Below are 18,155 nucleotides of genomic sequence, written 5' to 3'. Positions count from 1 at the left end.
GGCTCAGCCCACGACGGGTCGCTCAGCGACGCACTGCAGCGCTACCAACGCATCAGAACCGAGCAGACAGCCGAAATCCGGTGTGTGTCATGCGGTTTCGTGGACCGGTGGGCCACCGTGTCGTTGCGGCTCACCGACATCGTCGGCGCGGATCAACGCCGACGGGTGTCGGTCAGGAGCGTTACCAACTGCTCTTCGAGTAATCCTTCAAGAAGCATCCGAAGAGATCCTCACCCAATTCCCCGCGCACAATCGGGTCATAGACCCGCGCAGCACCATCCACCAGATCCAGCGGCGCGTGAAACCCTTCCTCGGCCAGCCGCAGCTTGGTCGGGTGCGGGCGCTCGTCGGTGATCCACCCGGTGTCGACGGCGGTCATGAGAATGCCGTCCTGCTCCAGCATCTCCCCCGCGCTCGTGCGGGTCAGCATGTTCAGCGCAGCCTTGGCCATATTGGTGTGCGGATGCCCGGGTCCCTTGTAGCCCCGGCCGAATTGGCCTTCCATCGCCGACACGTTCACCACGTACTTGCGCCGGGCCGACGAGGCGGCGAGAGCGGGGCGCAACCGGCTCACCAGAATGAACGGCGCCGTCTGATTGCACAGCTGCACCTCGAGGAGCTCCATCGCGTCGACCTCGTGCACCCGTTGGGTCCAGCTGTTCACCGACGCAGTATCTGGAAGCAGCCCGCCCGCGTCGATGGCAATCCCGGCGGAGATCCGCTCCGGCGAGGCGCTGCGCGCGGTCAGGGCCAGCTCGGTCAGCGCGTGCGCGGAAGGGTGCTCGCCGAGGCTTCCGGCGAGGGCATGTGGATGTGCGTCACTGATGTGGTCGAAGGTGATGACGTCCACCAGCGCCGGCGGCGGGGTGCGCTCGGCCTCGACCAGTGCGGCATAGGAGCCCGGCGGACGACGCACCGTCTGCGCCGCATTGTTGATCAGGATGTCCAGCGGCCCCTGTGCGGCCACCTCGTCAGCCAGGGCGACCACCTGGGCCGGGTCACGCAGGTCGATCCCGACCACCCGCAGCCGGTGCAACCAGTCGGCGCTGTCCTCCATCGCGGCGAAGCGACGCACGGCGTCATTGGGAAACCGGGTGGTGATCGTGGTGTGCGCGCCGTCGCGCAACAACCGCAGCGCGATGTACATGCCGATCTTGGCGCGCCCGCCGGTCAGCAGGGCCCTGCGCCCGGTCAGATCGGTCCGGGCGTCGCGCTTGGCCCGGTTGACCGCGGCGCAATCCGGACATAGCTGGTGGTAGAAGGCGTCGACCACGGTGTGATGGTTCTTGCAGATGTAGCAGGCCCGCGAGCGGAGCAGCGTGCCCGCACTGGCCCCGACCGCGGTGGACACCAGCGGTAAGCCCTGGGTCTCGTCATCGATCCGTCCCGGCGCACCCGTGGCGGTGGCGGCGATCACAGCGCGATCAGCGGCCGCGATCGCGTCACGTTTGGCGGACCGGCGAGCCTTCTTCAGCGCCTTGAACATCTTCGCGGTGGCCTGGCGCACAGCAACCGAGTCGGGGTGCTCTGGAGGCAGCGTGTGCACCTCGGACAGCACCCGGAGGCACGTGCTGAGCTGGTCTGGATCGATCGCGGTCACCGTGGAAGGGTACGGGGACTTGGGATCGCTCGGCTATTCCGAGAATCGTCGCAGCTGAACCAGATGCCGCACCTTCGGCTTCGTCAACGCGCCGGCGATTCTGGTGTTCGTGGCGCAGGTCGCGGAATCAGAGCCGGACTCCACGGTGATCTCCACCGGAAGTTGATGTCCGGCAAGAGATTCCGGCGTTTACAAGCCGGTTTCACCACCTCAGTCAGCAATGCAACGAAATCCGATGTGCGATGTTGCGCTGTCCTGCGATTGTGAGGACCGGGCCGCCGGCCGGTACCGATGGCAGTACTCCGGCGCACACAGATGTGAACCACCCTTGAGGGTTTGCATGATCGCCGGGTCACCGGACGGCGAAGGACAGCACCCGGAAACCTCGGGATTGCCCTGATGCCGCGGCACATACCGGGTGGTGGTCCATTCCCACACATTGCCAATCATGTCGATCAGACCAAAACCGTTGGGCGGGAACGCACCTACCGGCGACGTCCCGACCCAGCCCAGCGCACCGTCGTTGCGGTATGGGAACCCGCCCTGCCAGGTATTGGCCATCAACTGCCCGTCCGGCCGCACGTCGTCGCCCCAGGCGTAGACCGTGGTCGCGCCCGCGCGCGCGGCATACTCCCACTGCTGTTCGGTGGGCAGGCGCCGACCCGCCCAGGCCGCGTACGCCGCGGCATCCGGGTAGGCGACCTGCACCACTGGGTGGTCGCGCCGGTCATCAATGGTGGAGCCGGGACCTTTCGGGTGCTTCCAGCATGCGCCTGGGACCCATGTCCACCATTGCCGCCAGTCACGCAGGTTTACCGGTCCCGTGGTGGGCTGGAAAACCAACGCCCCTGGAATGAGCTCCTCCGCGGGCACCCCGGGAAACACCGCCGGATCCAGTTGCTGCTCGGCGACCGTCACGTGCCCCGTGGCCGCCACGAACTCCGCGAATTGCGCATTGGTGACCGGATGGCGTTCGATCGAGAACGGCGCGACGGTCACCTCGTGCACCGGCAGCTCCTCCGGATAGAAATCCCGCGAACCCATGCGGAACGACCCGCCCGGAAGAGCAATCAGTTCGGTGAGCATCCCGACAGGGTATGCATTCGCGCCCCCAAAAGGGGGCCCGAGCGGGTTCCGCACCATGACTCATCGCGGATAGACCACACTGGACCCATGACGGATACCGCTGCCAGCCGCGTAGCGGTCTACCTCGACTTCGACAACATCGTGATATCGCGGTACGACCAGGTCCACGGCCGCAACTCGTTTCAGAAGGACAAGGCCAAGGGCCTCGAACCGGACAAACTGACGCGGGCCACCGTCGACGTCGGGGCCGTGCTGGATTTCGCGTCATCATTCGGCACGTTGGTGCTCACCCGCGCCTATGCCGACTGGTCCGCCGACGTCAACGCCGGCTACCGCCAACAACTTGTCGGCCGCGCGGTCGACTTGGTGCAGCTCTTCCCGGCCGCGGCCTACGGCAAGAACGGCGCTGACATCCGGCTGGCCGTCGACACGGTCGAAGACATGTTCCGACTTCCTGATCTCACCCATGTGGTCATCGCCGCCGGCGATTCGGACTACATTCCGCTGGCCCAACGCTGCAAACGCCTCGGCCGATACGTCGTCGGCATCGGAGTGGCCGGCTCGTCGAGCCGGGCGCTCGCTGCCGCCTGCGACGAATTTGTCAGCTACGACGCACTGCCCGGCGTCCCAGCCCTCGAGACGCCTACTGAACCAGCGCCACCGAAACGCAACCGCCAAACGACTGAGCCCAACGAACCCGAACCCCCGGACCCGCAGATCTCGGCCACCGCCTTGCTGACTCGCGCGCTACAGATAGGCCTGGAGAAGGACGACGTCGAGTGGCTGCACAACTCGGCAGTCAAGGCACAGATGAAGCGGATGGACCCGTCGTTCAGCGAAAAGTCGCTGGGATTCCGGTCTTTCAGCGATTTCCTGCGCTCGCGCACGGACGTCGTCGAACTGGATGAGAGTTCGACGACGCGACTCGTGCGCTTACGCAGCTCAATCTAGAGACTCAGCACCCCCAGCAGCTCTGACAGCGCCACGGTGGCGAAACCGATCGCGGCATCGCCGATGCCGTAGGGCACGACCAAAGTGTTGCCATGGACCATTGCGCCACAGGAGTACACCACGTTGGGCACGTAGCCGTCCTGCTCGTCCGGTTCGGGGCGCAGCAGCGGCTCCGGCAAGCGGCCGATGATCCGGGTCGGGTCATCGAGATCGAGCAGAATCGCGCCGATCGAGTACGTCCGCATCGGACCGACACCATGAGTGAGCACCAACCACCCCTCGTCCGTTTCGATGGGCGCCCCGCAGTTCCCCAATTGCACTGTCTCCCAGGCCTCTGTCGGCCGCTGACAAGCGGACGCACCGCCCCACACCGAGAGGTCATCGGTGTAGGCCACCGTGTTCGATTCCCGGTCTGACCGGGACATCGCCGCGAACCTTCCGGCGATTCGGCGCGGAAACAGCGCCAGGCCCTTGTTCGCCGCCGCCTCGCCGACCATCGGCACCGACGTAAAAGACCGGAAGTCGTTGGTTCTCAACAACTGCTGGCGGATCTGCGACCCGCTGTACGCGGTGTAGGTGGCGTAATAGGTGGCCGCACCGTCGTCGTCGACAAAGCGGACAAAGCGCGCATCCTCCATGCCGGCCACCTCGGCGCTGCTTGCCGGCCACAACAGATGCTCGGAAATCTCTGTATCTGAAGAGAATTCGACAGCGTACGACCGTTGGGCGATGTCCCGGATCAGTGCGATGGTGTCCGCAGCATGCGTGCGGGTGCTGCGATGCAGCAGCAGCTTGTCCAGCTGTTCATCGAGATCGGTGCGGGTGAACTGGTCGCCCAGCGCGTCGAGCACATAGTCGGCGGCCTCGCCGGCCTCATCCAACCGGGCCAGCTCGCTGCGAAAGACCTTCGCGTCGAGCAACGTCGGCACCACCGCGCCGACGGTGGCGAACGGGGGCCCGTCGTCGAGCGCGACACAGCCCGCCTGGTCCACGCTGCCCGTACGAAAGCCGATCGAGGACCGGTGCCCCTCGCCGATACCCCTGACGCTCAGTACAAAACGCAGACTCCCCGCAGCCGCACCTGTTTGATCAGGGTGGGCGACGATGCTCGGGTTGCACAGCGCAGCCCCCTCGACCGCGAACTCACTGGTGAATGTCGCGCCCAGCAACAACATTCGCGCGTCGGAGATCGTGGTGCCGGGGTCCAATCGATCGGCGAGTTCGCGCGCGTGCCGCCGAAAAGTGCCGACCAGGTCACGATGGCGGTGGTCGAATCGCCGGACGACGTCCTCGAGAGCGGCCCGTACGTCGGCCTCGTCCAGAGCGAGCACCCGCGTCAGCACCGCACCGGCGCGGGACTCCTGGAGCTCAAAGCCTTCCTGTCCGGGAACGAACAGCCGGATGATGACTCGCGCCGGGTCCGCGGTCAACCGCAGCCGGCTCCGCGTGACCAGCCCCGACCGCACTGCGGTCACGGCGACACCGATACCAGGCGGCGCGCCTGCTGAAACGTGGACAGCACCGCCAGCGTCGATTCGGCGCCCTGGTTCATGTTGATGCCGTCAGCCTCTAGTCCGTCGAATCCAGCGCCGGTTGCCGGATTCCACATCGTCGCTCCCACGTCGTTCGCGCCCTCGAACCAGGCCGCGGCAACCCGGACGGTGTTGGGCCAGATGGAGCTGGCGTCCACGTCCGCGGCGCGGGCGCACGCATCGGCGAGCGTGGCCACCTCGATGGGCTGCTGGTCGAAGGCGGGCCGATGCTCGCCGGGCGCCCAGCCCCCGGCCGGGCTCACCGACAGATGCCCGTCCACCGTCTCGCAATCGATCAGCCATTCCAGCAGTTCCAAGCCGCGTTGGCAGAGCGTGGAGTCGTCACGGGCGACGCCCGCAGCGATCATCGCCTCGGGCAGCAACGCATTCGCGTATGTCAGCCGCGCCTCCGGCCAGGGCCAATCGAGGTCACCATTGCGCTCCGCAACGCCCGCGGCGTAGTCGTTGATGAGTTGGCGCGCCGGTGCGTGGTCAGGCTGGACACTGAGCAGCTCGGCGGCACCCAGCGCCGCGAACGCCTTGGCCCGCGGCCAGGCCGACCGGCCGCGTGCGGCACGCTCGAACTGGACCGCCGACAGGCTGCGGACCAGACCGATATCGCTGTGCGCGGCGGCCGTGCCCAAACTCCACAGGCAACGTCCCCAGCAGTCCTCGAATGTAAAGTCGTCGGTCCACCGACCGTTGCAGTCCATCCGGTTACGGCAACCACCGGCAAAAGACTGGGCCTCGTTGAGGAACTTCACCGCCAATCTGGCCAGTGCGTGCACCGCGTCCCCAGCGTCCGGTTCGCGACTGGCAACTACCAGAACTCTGGCCATGTCGTCCGTGCAATAACCGTGCTCGATGCGGGGCTCGGCGCCACACGCATGCTCGAAGGTGCCATGCCTATCAGTCATCGCGAGCAGGTGATCGAACTTCGGGCACGGCACTACGGCAGCCACGTTCGCTCCGGTCGCTTGGTCAGAATTCGTTGGGCCAGAGCTTGATACGACCTGGCTGTGATCGGCCATGACATCGCCGGAGCGAGCCGGCGGGCCTCAGCCGACATCGCGCCGGCCAACCGCGGCTGAGTCAGTACCGAGCGCAGCGCCGTGCGTAGCGCGTCGGGGTCATCGTGCGGAACCACGATGCCGGCACCGGTGGACAGCAAGTCGACCGCATGCGGGAAAGCCGTGGCGACAACCGGCCGACCAGTGGCGATGGTGTCGACCAGGACACCGGACGTGGTCTGATCGGTGGAGTCATACGGCAGCACAACCACTGCTGCGGACAGCATCAGCGCGATCAATGACGGCACATCGCGGTAACTGGCATCGAAGCGGACCGCATCGGCCACCCCGATGCGCCGGGCCTGCTCGATACGAGCGTTGCGGTAGGCCTCGCCGTCAGCGGCAAACACCTTTGGATGGGTCTCGCCGGCAATCAGGTAACGCGGCCGGCTGTTGAGATGGTGCAGCTCGCCCATCGCATCGATGACGCGTTCAACCCCCTTGCCCGGTCCCAGTAGGCCCCACGTCAACACCGTCGGCGGACCGCTGCGCTTCGTGTAGCCGTGAACCGGAACGGTCGCGCCGTGCGGGATCGTGCTGATCTTCCGCCGGTCAACGTCGAACCCATGACGCAGTTGCGCATTCGCGGCGTCGGACAGCACCACCACCTGGTCGGCGAGCGTCACGATGGCTTCGAGCACTGAACGCTGGCGTCTGGTCGGATGCCTCGGGATCGTATGCGCGACAACGATCGAGGGGACCCGCAGAGCGCCGATGATGTCCACGACTTGATCGCCGTCTGGGCCGCCGTAGATGCCGTACTCGTGCTGGATCACCGCAACGTCACTCTGGCTGAGCAAGTCCGCTGCCGCTGCCGCTGACGCTGCCGATCCGTTGGTCAGTTCACCGATGACACGACCGTGACTGGTGGGTGACCCGTCTGCGACGCGAACCACGCTGACATCGGCGCCGTTGGCGGCGAGCCCGTGGGTGAGTGCGGCGCTGAAGGTTGCCAGACCGCATCGGGTCGGAGGATACGTGCTGAGAACCCCGAAGCTCGGTAGGCCGGAACTTTGGCGACTCAACACCGGTGTTTTCGAAAATTGAAGAGTGGCTTGAGATTTCATGGTGATCCCGTCGCGTGGTTGTCACCGAGGTGTCCGGCGCGAGCGGCTGCTCGGGGGAAGCCGAGCGGCAAAAGGCTGACAGCGCCCCGAGCTGGCTGGGTTCCCAACCTTTTCCACGCTACACCCCCGGGCCCATCCGAGAGTGGCAAGAAACTGTCCGGGCGACGCCATCGCGAAGGTAAATACCAGCAAACGGGTGTAAGGTGACGGCTGGAGAGAACTTTAGTTGTTCGCGCCCGCATTGGTGACCCTCGGCGCCTCCGGATCACCATGGCCAACAACTCGCCGACATGCCCGTCTGGGCGGCCGAATGCCAAAACTGAAGGTGCACAAAGTGTTCCGTCAAAACCGCTGAGTCCGTTCCGTTGGACAACCAACGGCGGCATCATTACTCGACAGCGGTTGACGAACCCGACGCTGAACTGCAGCACGCACTGGCCTGCTGCACCGAAGACGACAATGGAGATCGATTATGAATTTTGCAAAAACGATGGCCCACAAGGCGAAACGTGGTTCAGATGCCGTCAAGAGCTATTTCGGCCTTGCCATCGGCGACAACGGCCCGAGCGATGAAACGAGGACGCAACAAGCCACGGATGCCGGGCAGGCGCGCGCCAAGATCAAACGCGCCTTCGAGGCCTGACACATCGTCGGCCACCGGCGGTCATCGGCGTGTGCCGGCCCAGGTGCCATCCGGGAGCGCCAGTCGGAAGATGGTGCGCAAGGTCTGCAGGTACTGCCGAGTGAGCGAGCCGGTGGTGTAGGGCACGTCGTACTTGTCGCATAGCTGACGCACCCGAACACTGACCTGCGCCAACCGATTGCTCGGCAGATCCGGAAACAAGTGATGCTCGATCTGGTAACACAGGTTCCCACTCGAAAATGCCAGTGCCCGACCGGCTTTGAAGTTCGCTGCGCCCAGCATTTGGCGCAGATACCATTCCGCCCTGGTCTCGGACTGAAGGACTTCCGGAGCAAATGTCTGCACGCCATCGGGGAAATGCCCGCAGAAGATGACCACATAGGACCAGAGGTTGCGGAGCAGGTTGGCGGTCGCGTTGGCGGTCAGCGTCCGGCGCCAGCGGCGCAGACTCAGGGCGGGCAGGACGAAATAGTCCTTGGCGGTCTGCCGAGCGATCTTCACCAGCATCGCCTTCTTCACAGCCTGCCTGGCCTCGTGGGTGCTTGCCCTCTCCGTCTCGGAGTGAAAGCCGTGGCGCGCGATTCCCCACTCAAAGACCAAGGCCAGAAATATGTTTCGCAGCGGTTGCCACAGATCCGCGGGCTTCCACAGTTGATCGCGGGTCACCCGCAGCACGCCGAATCCAAGGTCGTCATCCACACCGACCACATTGGTGAACACGTGGTGGCGGTAGTTGTGCGAGTAACGCCACTGCGACGACGGCCCCACCATGTCCCATTCCCAGGTGTTCGAATGGATTTCCGGATCGTTCATCCAGTCCCATTGGCCGTGGGAGACATTGTGCCCAATCTCCATATTCTCAATGGTTTTCGCGTAGGCCAGTGCCACGGCGCCCACCGCCCAGCCGCCCCTGGACCGGCTCCGAGCGATCTGTAGCCGAGCGGCAATGTCCAGGAGTCGCTGGAATGCGATGACGCGGCGGATATAGGTGGCGTCTTTCGCGCCGAGGGATTCTTCGATGTCGGCACGAATGGTGTCCAGATCGGCCCCGAAGGCTTCGACGTCCGCTGGGGTCAGCCGCGCATACGCGGCAATATCATTGATAGGCAAAAGAATTCCCGGTCGTCTACACGCGGCAGCGGGGTTTCGGCCACCTGGGGGTGTGTGCAACCCCCAGCCTAGGCTTCTATACGCATCCGCGCTACGTGGCGGCCTCGTCGCACGGCGCCCCATCAGGCGAGGGCGTCACCAACGGCAGCCAACGGCGTTGCCTCACCGTCTGCGGTACGCGTATGGTCAGGTGATAGGGACCATCCAGGCCCCCGAATAAAGGGGCCTGTCATGTCTGACAAATCTCCGCGGCAGAGCATGTCCAAGAAACCCGGTAAGTCTCTCAAAGAGAAACGCGCCGAGAAGCGCGCCAAGACGGACCAGACGCCGACCGACGGCATCCTGCACTCCAAGAAACACTGATTCGGGCAGCGACCAAGCAGTCCAACACTTTTCGTAACGCACGCTGCCCATCGGGCCGAGGGTGCACGGGCGGACCCGATGCGGAAGCCGTGGCCGGCCGGATGGTCTGGTCCGCGAAATCTGCTGTTGTCCAATTGATTTCGGCGACCTGCCGCTGGCACATATCCGCGTGATTCGCTGAACCTTGGGGCTCGGGACCAGCCGACCGCAATCGACGGTGGCCGCGGCCGGAAGTTGGGTGGCCGTTGGCCTGACTCACCACAAAAAGTGCGGGCGGAGGGACTTGAACCCCCACGTTCTTTCGAACACGGACACCTAAAGACCGCGCGTCTGCCATTTCGCCACGCCCGCAGGCCTCCGAGGATACCGCGACCGGGCAGCTCGGCATCGCACGCCCCACCCCGTGGCCCGGGCGGCCGTCGCATATCCCCACCTGCGCGCGGTACCGTTGCCCTATGTCCACTACACGGCGTAGGAGGCCAGCGCTCATCGTGCTGGTGACCCTCGCTGCCCTGGGCTGCATGGCCCTGGCCTGGTGGCAGTGGTCACGGTTCCAGTCGAGCGCGGGCACCTTCCAGAACTTGGGCTACGCCCTGCAGTGGCCGATGTTCGGCGCCTTTTGCTTCTACGGCTACTACAAGTTCGTCCGCTACGAAGACGAAGGCCCTGCCGCGCCGGCGACCAGTGAGCCCACCGAAATCCCCGCGGGTCTGCTCCCCGAGCGCCCCAGGGCCGCCAAAGACACCGCGGACCCGACCCTCAACGAATACAACGCCTACCTGGCCGAACTGGCCGAGAACGACAAACAGGACAGGACCACCACATGACCGAGTCCCAGCCGACCGCCGTGTCGAAAGACTCCATCCGCAAGGCGCTGACCGCCTACCGCGTGATGGCGTGGGCGACCGGTATCTGGCTCATCGCGCTCTGCTACGAGCTGGTCGCGCACTACGTCTTCAACGACGTGAGCCTGAACTGGATCGGCATCGTGCACGGCTGGGTGTACTTCATCTACCTGCTGTGCACGTTCAACCTGGCGGTCAAGGTCCGCTGGCCGCTGGGCCAGACCATCGGCACGCTCTTCGCCGGCACGGTCCCGCTGCTCGGCATCATCGTCGAGCACTTCCGCACCGAAGACGTCAAGAAGCGCTTCGACCTCTGACGGTCTCAGCCGAGGTGCTTGAGCACCTCGGCTGCCAGCTGCTCACCGCGGTCCTCCTGCAGGAAGTGCGACGCACCCTCGATCCGCACCTGCTCGGCCACGGTGGGGATCAGATCGACGAATGCCTCACCCGCGCGCGGGTACGGGAAGACCGGGTCCTGGTCCGAGAACGCCACGAGCGCCGGCTTCTCCCAGCGCGATAGCGCGTCGGTGACCGCCTGCATCTCCGTCGCACCCGCCGCGTCCTCGGTGATCGGCACCAGCAGCGGGAACTGCGCGGCACCGGCCTTGGACTCCACGGTGGGGAACGGCGCATCGTAGGCGGCCACCACCTCAGGAGACAGCTCGGTCGTCGTCGCGCCCTGGATCACGAAACCGACGGGCAAGTCAGGATTGGCCTCGGCGAAGGCACGCCATGCCATGAAGCCCTTGGACACCCGCCCGGTGAACAGCCCGGTGTTGAAAATCGCCAGCGCACCAACCTGATCCGCATTCTCCGTCGCCCACCGCAGGCCGATCGGCCCGCCCCAGTCCTGCACGATGGCGGTGACGTCTCTCAGCTCCAGCCCGCCCAGCACCCGCGTCACCAGCTCGACGTGCCGGTCGTAGCTGTACCAGCCCCGGTCAGTGGGCTTGTCGGACCGGCCGAAGCCCGCGTAGTCCGGCACGATCACCCGATGCCCAGCGTCGACAAACGGGGCGATCATCTTGCGGTAGAGGTACGCCCATGTCGGCTCGCCGTGGAAACAGACGATCGGCTTGCCGTCGCGCGGGCCCTCATCGAGGTAGTGCATGCGCAGCCCGTCGACGTCGACGTAGTTCGGGGCGAAGTCGTATCCCGGCAGATTCTCGAATCGTTCATCAGGGGTGCGGAAGACGTCTGGGGTTGTCATGTCGCAAACCTGCCACGTGTTGACCGACCGGTCAACTATTACCTACAGTTCACAGGTGCCCCGCAGTTCCGACGCCCGCGACCGCCTGGTCGCCACCGCTGCCCGACTCTTCCTCGAACGCAGCTACCAAGCCGTCGGGGTCGATGAACTCTGCCGCGCGACCGATATCCGCAAGGGCAGCTTCTACCACTACTTCTCGTCGAAGTCCGAGCTGGGCAAAGCGGTTATCGACTTGCACGCCAAAGCATTTCAGCGCCAGCTCGCCGGCTCCCCTACCGCGACGCCGGCCGAAAAGCTGCACGCCGTCCCCGACGCCATCGGTGTCATCCAGTCCGCCCTCGAAGCCCAATTCGGCCGCGCGGTGGGCTGCCCCTTCGGCAACTTCGCCGCCGAACTGTCCACCACCGACGACGATCTTCGTGAGCACCTCGCTCGCACTCTCAAGGCGATGGAACACCACTTAGCGCTCATCGCGGACGAAGCCGCAAACGCCGGAGCCCTGCGCCCCGGCACCGATCCCGAGCAGCTCGCGCATGCGCTGCTCGCGCAGTATCAGGGCATCATCCTGCTGGCCAAGCTCAACGATTCCGGCGTGGCGCACCTGGCGCCCACGCTGCACACCTTCCTCGACGGGTATCTGGCCGCGCCGTAGCTCGCCGTACCTGCTGGCCAGGGCGCGGACACGACATCCCGCAGACGCCATTCGGTACCCCGCTCACCGAAATTAATTTGTCTACTTGTCTGACAAGTGCGATAGTTCGTCGAGCCAATCCGAAGGAGAATCCGCATGCCCGCCGAACACCCTGCTCCGCCGAACCCGGCCGTCATGCGAGGCGGATTACTCGCTGAACTCGGCGTGGGCGCGATCGGCGGAATGATCGGCGGCCTCTTCGGCGGCGGCAGCGGCGTCTTCTACGTGCCGGCCCTGGAGCATTTGACCGCGCTGCCGCGGCCAACCCTGCATGGGACGGCCACCGCCGCCAATACCGCCGTCGTCGGGGTCGGCGCGCTGACCTTTGCGTTGGCCGGCGGCAGCATCGACTGGAACGCCGGCTTCGGCATGCTGGTCGGAGGGACGATCGGCGGCCTCTTCGGCGCCAGGCTGATCATGAAGGTGTCCCACGCGACCCTGCGCTGGCTGTTCGTCACCGTGCTCTTGCTGTCGGCGCTCAAGCTTGGCCTGGACATCGCCGGCGTCCACCTGCTGCAAGGCGGGGCGGCGTTATCCGCCGCTGTCGTTCACAACTGGATCTACGTCGCGCCGGTCTCACTAGCCTGCGGGTTGCTGATCGGCGCGTGGGCCGCAGCTGTCGGCCTGGGCGGAGGGCTGCTCGCCGTTCCCACACTGATGGTGTTGTTCGGCTGCGACCTGCATACGGCGATCGGAACCTCGCTGCTGATGTTCGTCCCGAACTCGATCGTCGGATGGATCATGCACGCCCGCCAGGGAACAGCGTCGCCCCGGCTGAGTCTGACCCTCAACCTCGGCGCGCTGCCGGGGGCGATCGCCGGCGCAGTGCTGGCCCTGGGCCTGAACGCCAAGGCACTGTCGGCGACATACGCCGTCTTCTGCCTGTTCGTCGCAATCCGCGAATTGGTCCGGATGTACCGCGCACGGTCCCCACAGGTCGACGCCGCACCCCAGGACAGCGTCGTCGCTGTCGCCGATGCGCCATGAGAGACGGGAATTAGCCCGCAGCCAGCTCCCGCAGCGCCGGCACCAGCTGTGCCAATGCCCGTCCGCGGTGCGACGCCGCATCCTTCTCGGCGGGCGTCAGCTCCGCGGCGGACACTGAACCACCGGCAGGCACGAAGATCGGGTCGTACCCGAACCCGCCCGACCCCCGTGGCTCCCGCGCGATGGCGCCCGGCCACTCACCGCGCACCACCACCGAACCCGCGGCGGAAACCAGGGCGCAGCACGACACGAACGCCGCCCCACGACGCTCGTCGGGCACATCCTCGAGCTGACCCAACAGCAGAGACAGGTTGGCCAGGTCATCCCCGTGCCCACCAGCCCACCGGGCCGACAGCACGCCGGGCATGCCGTTCAGCGCATCGACCGAAACCCCGGAATCGTCTGCGACACAGGGAATGCCGGTGGCCTCGAACCCGTCTCGAGCCTTGGCCAACGCGTTCTCCTCGAACGTCGCCCCGGTCTCGGGCGCCTCGGGATACTCGGGCACGTCGGCCAACGACAACAACGTCAGACCGACAACACCCGCAGCATCAAGGACGCGCTGCAACTCCGCAAGCTTCTTCACATTGCGCGAGGCGACCAGCAGCTCAGGCACCAAATGCCTTCTTCGCAGGACCCGACGGCTCCGGCAGCACACCCGGATACGGCAGCTCCAGAGCCTCACGCTGCAACGCGAACAGTTGGTCGCACGCGGCCAGTGCGGCATCGAGCAGCTTGTCCAGCGTCGAGCGCGGGAACGTCGCACCCTCACCCGTCCCCTGCACTTCCACCAAAGTCCCGGTGTCGGTGGCGACGACGTTCATGTCGACTTCGGCGCGCGAGTCCTCGGTGTAGGGCAGGTCGGTGCGGACGCGGCCGTCGACCACACCGACCGACACGGCGGCGATCGCGCACGACAGCGGTCGCGGATCCTTCAACCGGCCGGCCGCGGCCAGGTACGTCACGGCGTCGGCCAACGCCACATACGCGCCGGTGATCGCCGCGGTACGGGTACCGCCGTCGGCCTGCAGCACGTCGCAGTCGATGGCGATGGTGTTCTCGCCCAACGCACTGAGGTCGATGCACGCGCGCAGCGAGCGGCCGATCAACCGGCTGATCTCCTGGGTCCGCCCACCGACTCGGCCCTTCACCGACTCGCGGTCGGAGCGGTCATGCGTGGCGGCCGGCAGCATCGCGTACTCGGCGGTCAGCCAGCCCAGCCCGGAACCCTTCCGCCAGCGCGGCACCCCTTCGGATACCGAAGCGGTGCACATGACCCGCGTCTCGCCGAACTCCACCAACACCGATCCTGCGGGGTGCTTGGTGAATCCTCGGGTGATCTTTACCGGGCGGAGTTCGTCGTCAAGGCGACCGTCTTCTCGTCTGGACACCGCACAACCCTAGCGGGCCGCGAACAGCTGGGCGGAACCTTACCTACGAGTGATGTCGAACGACTCGTTACACACCACGCCGTGCACGGGTCCATCGAACTCAGCCTTGGCCTCGCTGATGACGTCCTCGCGGGACGTCCACGGCGGGATGTGGGTCAGCAGCAGCTCCCCCACCCCCGCCTCGCGGGCGGCGCGGCCGGCCTCGGCGCCGGACAGATGCAGCTTCGGTGGACGGTCCGGCGAGTCGGTCCACGATGCCTCGCACAGGAACACATCGGCACCGCGGGCCAGGTCGACCAACGCGTCGCAGTAGCCGGTGTCCGCGGAGTAGACGAGCGTAGCGCCGGACGGATCCGTGAAGCGCATGCCGTAGGACTCGGTCGGATGGCACACCAGTCGCGGCGTCACGGTCAGCGCGCCGATCTCGACGTCTTCACCGTCCACCCAGACCTGGATGTCGAAGATGTCGGTGATGTCGTCGATCTCTCCGCCCTCGGGCGACGACGCCGCACCGAGCCGGTGCCACGTGGCCGCCGGACCGAACATCAGCGCGCGACCGACGGGCGGATTCGGGTGATACCGCCGCCAGACGAACAGCCCGGGCAAGTCCAAGCAATGGTCGGCATGCAGATGCGACAGCAATACATTTACGGAACCCGGATCGGCATGACGCTGCAGTGCGCCGAGTACCCCGCCGCCGAAGTCGATAACCATCGGCGTGGTGTCCGGAGCGGTCAGCAGATAGCCCGAGGCCGGAGAATCCGGCCCACCCACGCTGCCGGAGCAACCGAGAATGGTGAGGCGCACACCCCTAGCTTGCCACGTCAACACGTCCTGCGACGAAAAGACGGCACCTTTGGGCGGCCAGTTTCTCGATTACTCCCGAAAGCGATACCGATCACGCTTCCGGCATCGCGATGTGCGGCGAATTCCGAATTCAGCAAATTACGTCGGAATCGACGGCAGCGCCGAACCCTTACGCCGTTCGCGCGCTTCCCTTTCCGGACTGCTCAGCAAATACGCGGCGAGCACTCCCGCGATGCCACCGCACAGATGGCCCTGCCACGACACGCCGAACGTGCCCGGCAGCGCACCCCACAGCACACCGCCATAGACGAACAACACCACGATGCCGACCACAATCTGCCATGCGTGCCGAGTGAAGAAGCCGAACACGATGAGGAACGTCAGCCAGCCGAAGATCAGTCCGGACGCCCCGATGTGCACTGATTCGACACCCTGCGGCGCACCGATGTTGCCAATGAGCCACGTACCGAAACCGCCGAGAATCCAGATGATCAACGTGGCCGCGAGGAACCGGCCCATGCCCGCGAGCGTCACCAGGAACCCGAGCACCAACGCCGGGCCGGTGTTCGCGATCAGGTGCGCCCAATCGGCGTGCAGCAGCGGCGCCCACAAGATGCCCCAGAGTCCGTCGGTCTCCAGCGGGCGGATGCCGTCCTGATTGAGCTCCTGATGATGCAGCGCATCCCAGCCTTCGATCAGCCACAGCAGCGCGACGAAGCTGACGATCGTGACGCCGCCGACCTTCCACGTCGCAGGCGGCTTCGGCTTCGAGGTAGTCGACAGGTCCGAAGTCATGCGCACTCCGCTCCGCTACTCGCTGGCGTCATGCCCCCAGGCTACCTGCGGAGACCGTCAGGCGAAGGCTCCCGGAAGCAGGTCGCGGTAGGTCGGGATTCCCGCGATCGACTCGACGGCCAGCACCCCGACCATCACGGCGGTGGCGAGCGCGTCGGCCGCGGCGGCCCCGATCTCGGAGATGAGTCGCGTCTCTGGATTCATCTGCTCCGGCGTCGCCGGATCCGGCTCGATGTGCACCCGGCCCGTCGCGAGCGCGAAGACGGTGTCGCCGTCGACGGCGGTGTGCGCCGGACGGATGGTGTGGGCCAGTCCGTTGTGCGCGGCGACGGCCACCTTCTTACAGCCGGCCGGGCTGAGCGCGGCGTCGGTCGCGACGACGGCGATGGTCGTGTTGAGCGGCTTCGGGTCCGTCACGCGGGTGCGGTACGCCTCGATCTGCTCGGGTGGCGGAGGCTGCAGCCCGAAGCGGGCGATCTGGTCGGCCGACCACGGCAAGCCGGTCTGTGGATCGACGACGTGGCCCGCCGCGTTGACGATGACGAGCGCGCCGACGGTGACGCCGTTATCGAGCGTGACCGACGCCGTCCCGAGCCCACCCTTGAGCGCCCCGGCCCGCGCACCCGCGCCCGCGCCGACGTTGCCGGTGGGCACGTCGGTGCCGGCATGGGCGACGGCCTGGTAGCCGAACTCCGCCGTCGGCCGGTTGGCCCACGCGCCGACGGGCAGATCGAAGATCACCGCACCCGGCACGATCGGCACCCGGCCGCCGGGCATCTTCACGCCGCGGTCGTGCTCCTCGAGCCAGGTCATGACACCGTCAGCCGCGGCGAGTCCGTAAGCACTGCCGCCGGTGAGCACGATCGCGTCGACGTGCCGCACGCTGTTGGCCGGGTCGAGCAGATCGGTCTCGCGGGTGCCGGGCGCTCCGCCGCGCACGTCCACCGCGCCGACGGTTCCGGGCGGTGCGAGCACAACCGTGGTGCCCGTTGCCCAGCCGCCGCCCAAGGTGGCGTCTTCGATGCGCTGGTAGTTGCCAACCAGGATGTCGGCGACGTCGGTGATGGAGCCCGTCACCGCTCGTCCAGCAGACTCAGCACGAGGTACTCCTGCAGATACGTCAGCCACTGATACACCTCCACATGCCCCGCCATCGGATGGTCCGGCGAAAGACGTTGCGGCCCATCGGGTCCGATGTCGAGCATGGCGCCCAGAGCCAGCCGCACATCATTGATCGCGGCCGCCCAGTCCTCTGCCTGTTCCTCGGTCAACTCGAACTTGCCAGCCGGGTCCGGCAGGGAATCGAGAAGCCGCCCCGCGGCGTGCCGTTTGGCGTCGATGATCGCTGGTTCGTGCAGGCTGCGCAGCGCGCCGTTGAGGCTCTCACCAGCGGCGCGGCCATCGGGATGCTGGGCGGGATCGTGGTAGAAGTCCGGCAGCAACCGGCGCATGGTGTCGTCGTCAGGGGCCTGCGACGGCCCGATCTTCATACCAGTCAGTTCGGCGAGTTCGTCACGCGGTGAAGCGGATTCGCGGTCATCGAGCATCTCGATCAGCGAGCCGACCAAGTTGCGCAGCATGGTGACTTCGTGCGCCTCCAGACCCGACCTGATGCGCACGCCCGACGACGTGTTGACCCGCTTCCACTTGCGCACCGCTCAGCGGTCCTGCTGCATGGTTGCCCACAGTCCCGCTGCATGCAGTTTGGTGACGTCGACTTCCATCGACTCCCGGCTGCCCGCCGAGACGACGGCTTTGCCCTCGGTGTGCACCTGCATCATCAGTTCCGTTGCGCGCACCTCGCTGTAACCGAACAGCTTCTGGAAGACGTAAGTCACGTAGGTCATCAGATTCACCGGGTCGTCCCAGACGATGGTCACCCACGGACTGTCCAGGCCGGCCACCTCTTCGACGTCAGTCGCGGGGCTTGTCCGCGCGACTACCGTCGACGAGCTGGCACCCAGAACCATGAGCCCAGAATAGCCGGGCAGATACGCGGTGAAGAAC

The 18,155-nt window shown here is 66.1% G+C and carries 21 protein-coding genes and 1 tRNA gene; 7 read left to right on the top strand and 15 right to left on the bottom strand.

From position 1 onward, the window contains the following. Positions 1 to 181: 181 nt before the first annotated feature. Together G6N59_RS23150 and G6N59_RS23145 are read right to left on the bottom strand one after the other, a co-directional pair. Positions 182 to 1,600, bottom strand: a complete 1,419-nt coding sequence (locus G6N59_RS23150) for an SDR family NAD(P)-dependent oxidoreductase (RefSeq protein WP_138229179.1) — start codon at positions 1,598 to 1,600, stop codon at positions 182 to 184. A gap of 210 nt (positions 1,601 to 1,810) precedes the next feature. After that, a complete protein-coding gene (locus G6N59_RS23145; RefSeq protein WP_138229178.1) occupies positions 1,811 to 2,686 on the bottom strand; it encodes a formylglycine-generating enzyme family protein in 876 nt (291 codons plus the stop codon). An 87-nt stretch (positions 2,687 to 2,773) separates the two neighbouring features. Between G6N59_RS23145 and G6N59_RS23140 the strand changes: the two genes are divergently transcribed. Then, a complete protein-coding gene (locus tag G6N59_RS23140) occupies positions 2,774 to 3,637 on the top strand; it encodes an NYN domain-containing protein (protein ID WP_138229177.1) in 864 nt (287 codons plus the stop codon). On the opposite strand, the gene G6N59_RS23135 is transcribed toward G6N59_RS23140, so the two are convergent. The 3 genes from G6N59_RS23135 to G6N59_RS23125 are packed head-to-tail and all read right to left on the bottom strand — an operon-like array spanning position 3,634 to position 7,306. Then, the gene (locus tag G6N59_RS23135; RefSeq protein WP_138229176.1) at positions 3,634 to 5,112 is read right to left on the bottom strand and encodes a glycoside hydrolase family 130 protein; all 1,479 of its coding nucleotides are present in this window, start codon (positions 5,110 to 5,112) and stop codon (positions 3,634 to 3,636) included. The genes G6N59_RS23140 and G6N59_RS23135 overlap by 4 nt on opposite strands. Continuing rightward, positions 5,109 to 6,086, bottom strand: coding sequence for a glycosyltransferase (locus G6N59_RS23130; RefSeq protein ID WP_138229175.1), 978 nt, complete (start codon positions 6,084 to 6,086; stop codon positions 5,109 to 5,111). The genes G6N59_RS23135 and G6N59_RS23130 overlap by 4 nt, the downstream gene beginning before the upstream one ends. A gap of 32 nt (positions 6,087 to 6,118) precedes the next feature. Beyond that, positions 6,119 to 7,306, bottom strand: coding sequence for a glycosyltransferase (locus tag G6N59_RS23125; protein ID WP_138229174.1), 1,188 nt, complete (start codon positions 7,304 to 7,306; stop codon positions 6,119 to 6,121). 472 nt (positions 7,307 to 7,778) lie between these two features. On the opposite strand from G6N59_RS23125, the gene G6N59_RS23120 reads away from it, so the two are divergent. After that, on the top strand, positions 7,779 to 7,949 hold the full coding sequence (locus G6N59_RS23120) for a CsbD family protein (RefSeq protein WP_138229173.1): 171 nt from the start codon (positions 7,779 to 7,781) through the stop codon (positions 7,947 to 7,949). Positions 7,950 to 7,970: 21 nt separating this feature from the next. On the opposite strand, the gene G6N59_RS23115 is transcribed toward G6N59_RS23120, so the two are convergent. Further along, positions 7,971 to 9,059, bottom strand: a complete 1,089-nt coding sequence (locus tag G6N59_RS23115; RefSeq protein ID WP_138229382.1) for a fatty acid desaturase family protein — start codon at positions 9,057 to 9,059, stop codon at positions 7,971 to 7,973. A gap of 231 nt (positions 9,060 to 9,290) precedes the next feature. On the opposite strand from G6N59_RS23115, the gene G6N59_RS31660 reads away from it, so the two are divergent. Then, positions 9,291 to 9,422 carry a hypothetical protein gene (locus G6N59_RS31660; RefSeq protein ID WP_138229172.1) on the top strand — a complete coding sequence of 44 codons (132 nt, stop codon included), beginning with the start codon at positions 9,291 to 9,293 and terminating at the stop codon, positions 9,420 to 9,422. A gap of 268 nt (positions 9,423 to 9,690) precedes the next feature. Here the strand turns inward: G6N59_RS31660 and G6N59_RS23110 are convergent. After that, positions 9,691 to 9,773: transfer RNA gene (locus G6N59_RS23110), tRNA-Leu, on the bottom strand. 104 nt (positions 9,774 to 9,877) lie between these two features. On the opposite strand from G6N59_RS23110, the gene G6N59_RS23105 reads away from it, so the two are divergent. Together G6N59_RS23105 and G6N59_RS23100 are read left to right on the top strand one after the other, a co-directional pair. Continuing rightward, the gene (locus tag G6N59_RS23105; protein ID WP_138229171.1) at positions 9,878 to 10,249 is read left to right on the top strand and encodes a hypothetical protein; all 372 of its coding nucleotides are present in this window, start codon (positions 9,878 to 9,880) and stop codon (positions 10,247 to 10,249) included. Further along, the gene (locus tag G6N59_RS23100; RefSeq protein WP_138229170.1) at positions 10,246 to 10,584 is read left to right on the top strand and encodes a DUF3817 domain-containing protein; all 339 of its coding nucleotides are present in this window, start codon (positions 10,246 to 10,248) and stop codon (positions 10,582 to 10,584) included. Before G6N59_RS23105 ends, G6N59_RS23100 begins: the two co-directional genes overlap by 4 nt. Before the next feature lie 5 nt (positions 10,585 to 10,589). Here the strand turns inward: G6N59_RS23100 and G6N59_RS23095 are convergent, their stop codons facing one another. Further along, positions 10,590 to 11,477 carry a haloalkane dehalogenase gene (locus tag G6N59_RS23095; protein WP_138229169.1) on the bottom strand — a complete coding sequence of 296 codons (888 nt, stop codon included), beginning with the start codon at positions 11,475 to 11,477 and terminating at the stop codon, positions 10,590 to 10,592. A gap of 55 nt (positions 11,478 to 11,532) precedes the next feature. Between G6N59_RS23095 and G6N59_RS23090 the strand changes: the two genes are divergently transcribed. Both G6N59_RS23090 and G6N59_RS23085 read left to right on the top strand, forming a co-directional pair. Next, a complete protein-coding gene (locus G6N59_RS23090) occupies positions 11,533 to 12,129 on the top strand; it encodes a TetR/AcrR family transcriptional regulator (RefSeq protein WP_138229168.1) in 597 nt (198 codons plus the stop codon). Between the two features lie 135 nt (positions 12,130 to 12,264). Continuing rightward, entirely contained in the window at positions 12,265 to 13,155 is an 891-nt protein-coding gene (locus G6N59_RS23085) for a sulfite exporter TauE/SafE family protein (RefSeq protein ID WP_138229167.1), read from the top strand. 10 nt (positions 13,156 to 13,165) lie between these two features. Here G6N59_RS23085 and rdgB read toward each other — a convergent pair whose 3' ends face one another. The 7 genes from rdgB to clpS form a co-directional block, all read right to left on the bottom strand. Then, positions 13,166 to 13,771 (bottom strand): RdgB/HAM1 family non-canonical purine NTP pyrophosphatase, encoded by a 606-nt coding sequence (gene rdgB, locus G6N59_RS23080; protein WP_138229166.1) that lies wholly within the window; start codon positions 13,769 to 13,771, stop codon positions 13,166 to 13,168. Continuing rightward, positions 13,764 to 14,546 carry a ribonuclease PH gene (gene rph, locus G6N59_RS23075; RefSeq protein WP_133763829.1) on the bottom strand — a complete coding sequence of 261 codons (783 nt, stop codon included), beginning with the start codon at positions 14,544 to 14,546 and terminating at the stop codon, positions 13,764 to 13,766. Before rph ends, rdgB begins: the two co-directional genes overlap by 8 nt. A 39-nt stretch (positions 14,547 to 14,585) precedes the next feature. Continuing rightward, the gene (locus G6N59_RS23070) at positions 14,586 to 15,353 is read right to left on the bottom strand and encodes a cyclic nucleotide-degrading phosphodiesterase (RefSeq protein WP_138229165.1); all 768 of its coding nucleotides are present in this window, start codon (positions 15,351 to 15,353) and stop codon (positions 14,586 to 14,588) included. Positions 15,354 to 15,491: 138 nt separating this feature from the next. Beyond that, on the bottom strand, positions 15,492 to 16,148 hold the full coding sequence (locus tag G6N59_RS23065; protein ID WP_138229164.1) for a rhomboid family intramembrane serine protease: 657 nt from the start codon (positions 16,146 to 16,148) through the stop codon (positions 15,492 to 15,494). Positions 16,149 to 16,205: 57 nt separating this feature from the next. Further along, positions 16,206 to 17,225, bottom strand: coding sequence for a P1 family peptidase (locus G6N59_RS23060; protein ID WP_138229163.1), 1,020 nt, complete (start codon positions 17,223 to 17,225; stop codon positions 16,206 to 16,208). Beyond that, the gene (aosR, locus tag G6N59_RS23055; RefSeq protein ID WP_138229162.1) at positions 17,222 to 17,803 is read right to left on the bottom strand and encodes an oxidative stress transcriptional regulator AosR; all 582 of its coding nucleotides are present in this window, start codon (positions 17,801 to 17,803) and stop codon (positions 17,222 to 17,224) included. The genes G6N59_RS23060 and aosR overlap by 4 nt, the downstream gene beginning before the upstream one ends. Positions 17,804 to 17,806: 3 nt before the next feature. Continuing rightward, entirely contained in the window at positions 17,807 to 18,118 is a 312-nt protein-coding gene (clpS, locus tag G6N59_RS23050) for an ATP-dependent Clp protease adapter ClpS (RefSeq protein ID WP_133428166.1), read from the bottom strand. Positions 18,119 to 18,155: the final 37 nt, after the last annotated feature.

This window comes from Mycolicibacterium aubagnense, assembly GCF_010730955.1.
GTDB lineage: Bacteria > Actinomycetota > Actinomycetes > Mycobacteriales > Mycobacteriaceae > Mycobacterium > Mycobacterium aubagnense.
The sequence above is the reverse complement of the archived record's forward strand: the minus strand, read 5'-3'. Positions and strand labels throughout refer to the sequence as shown.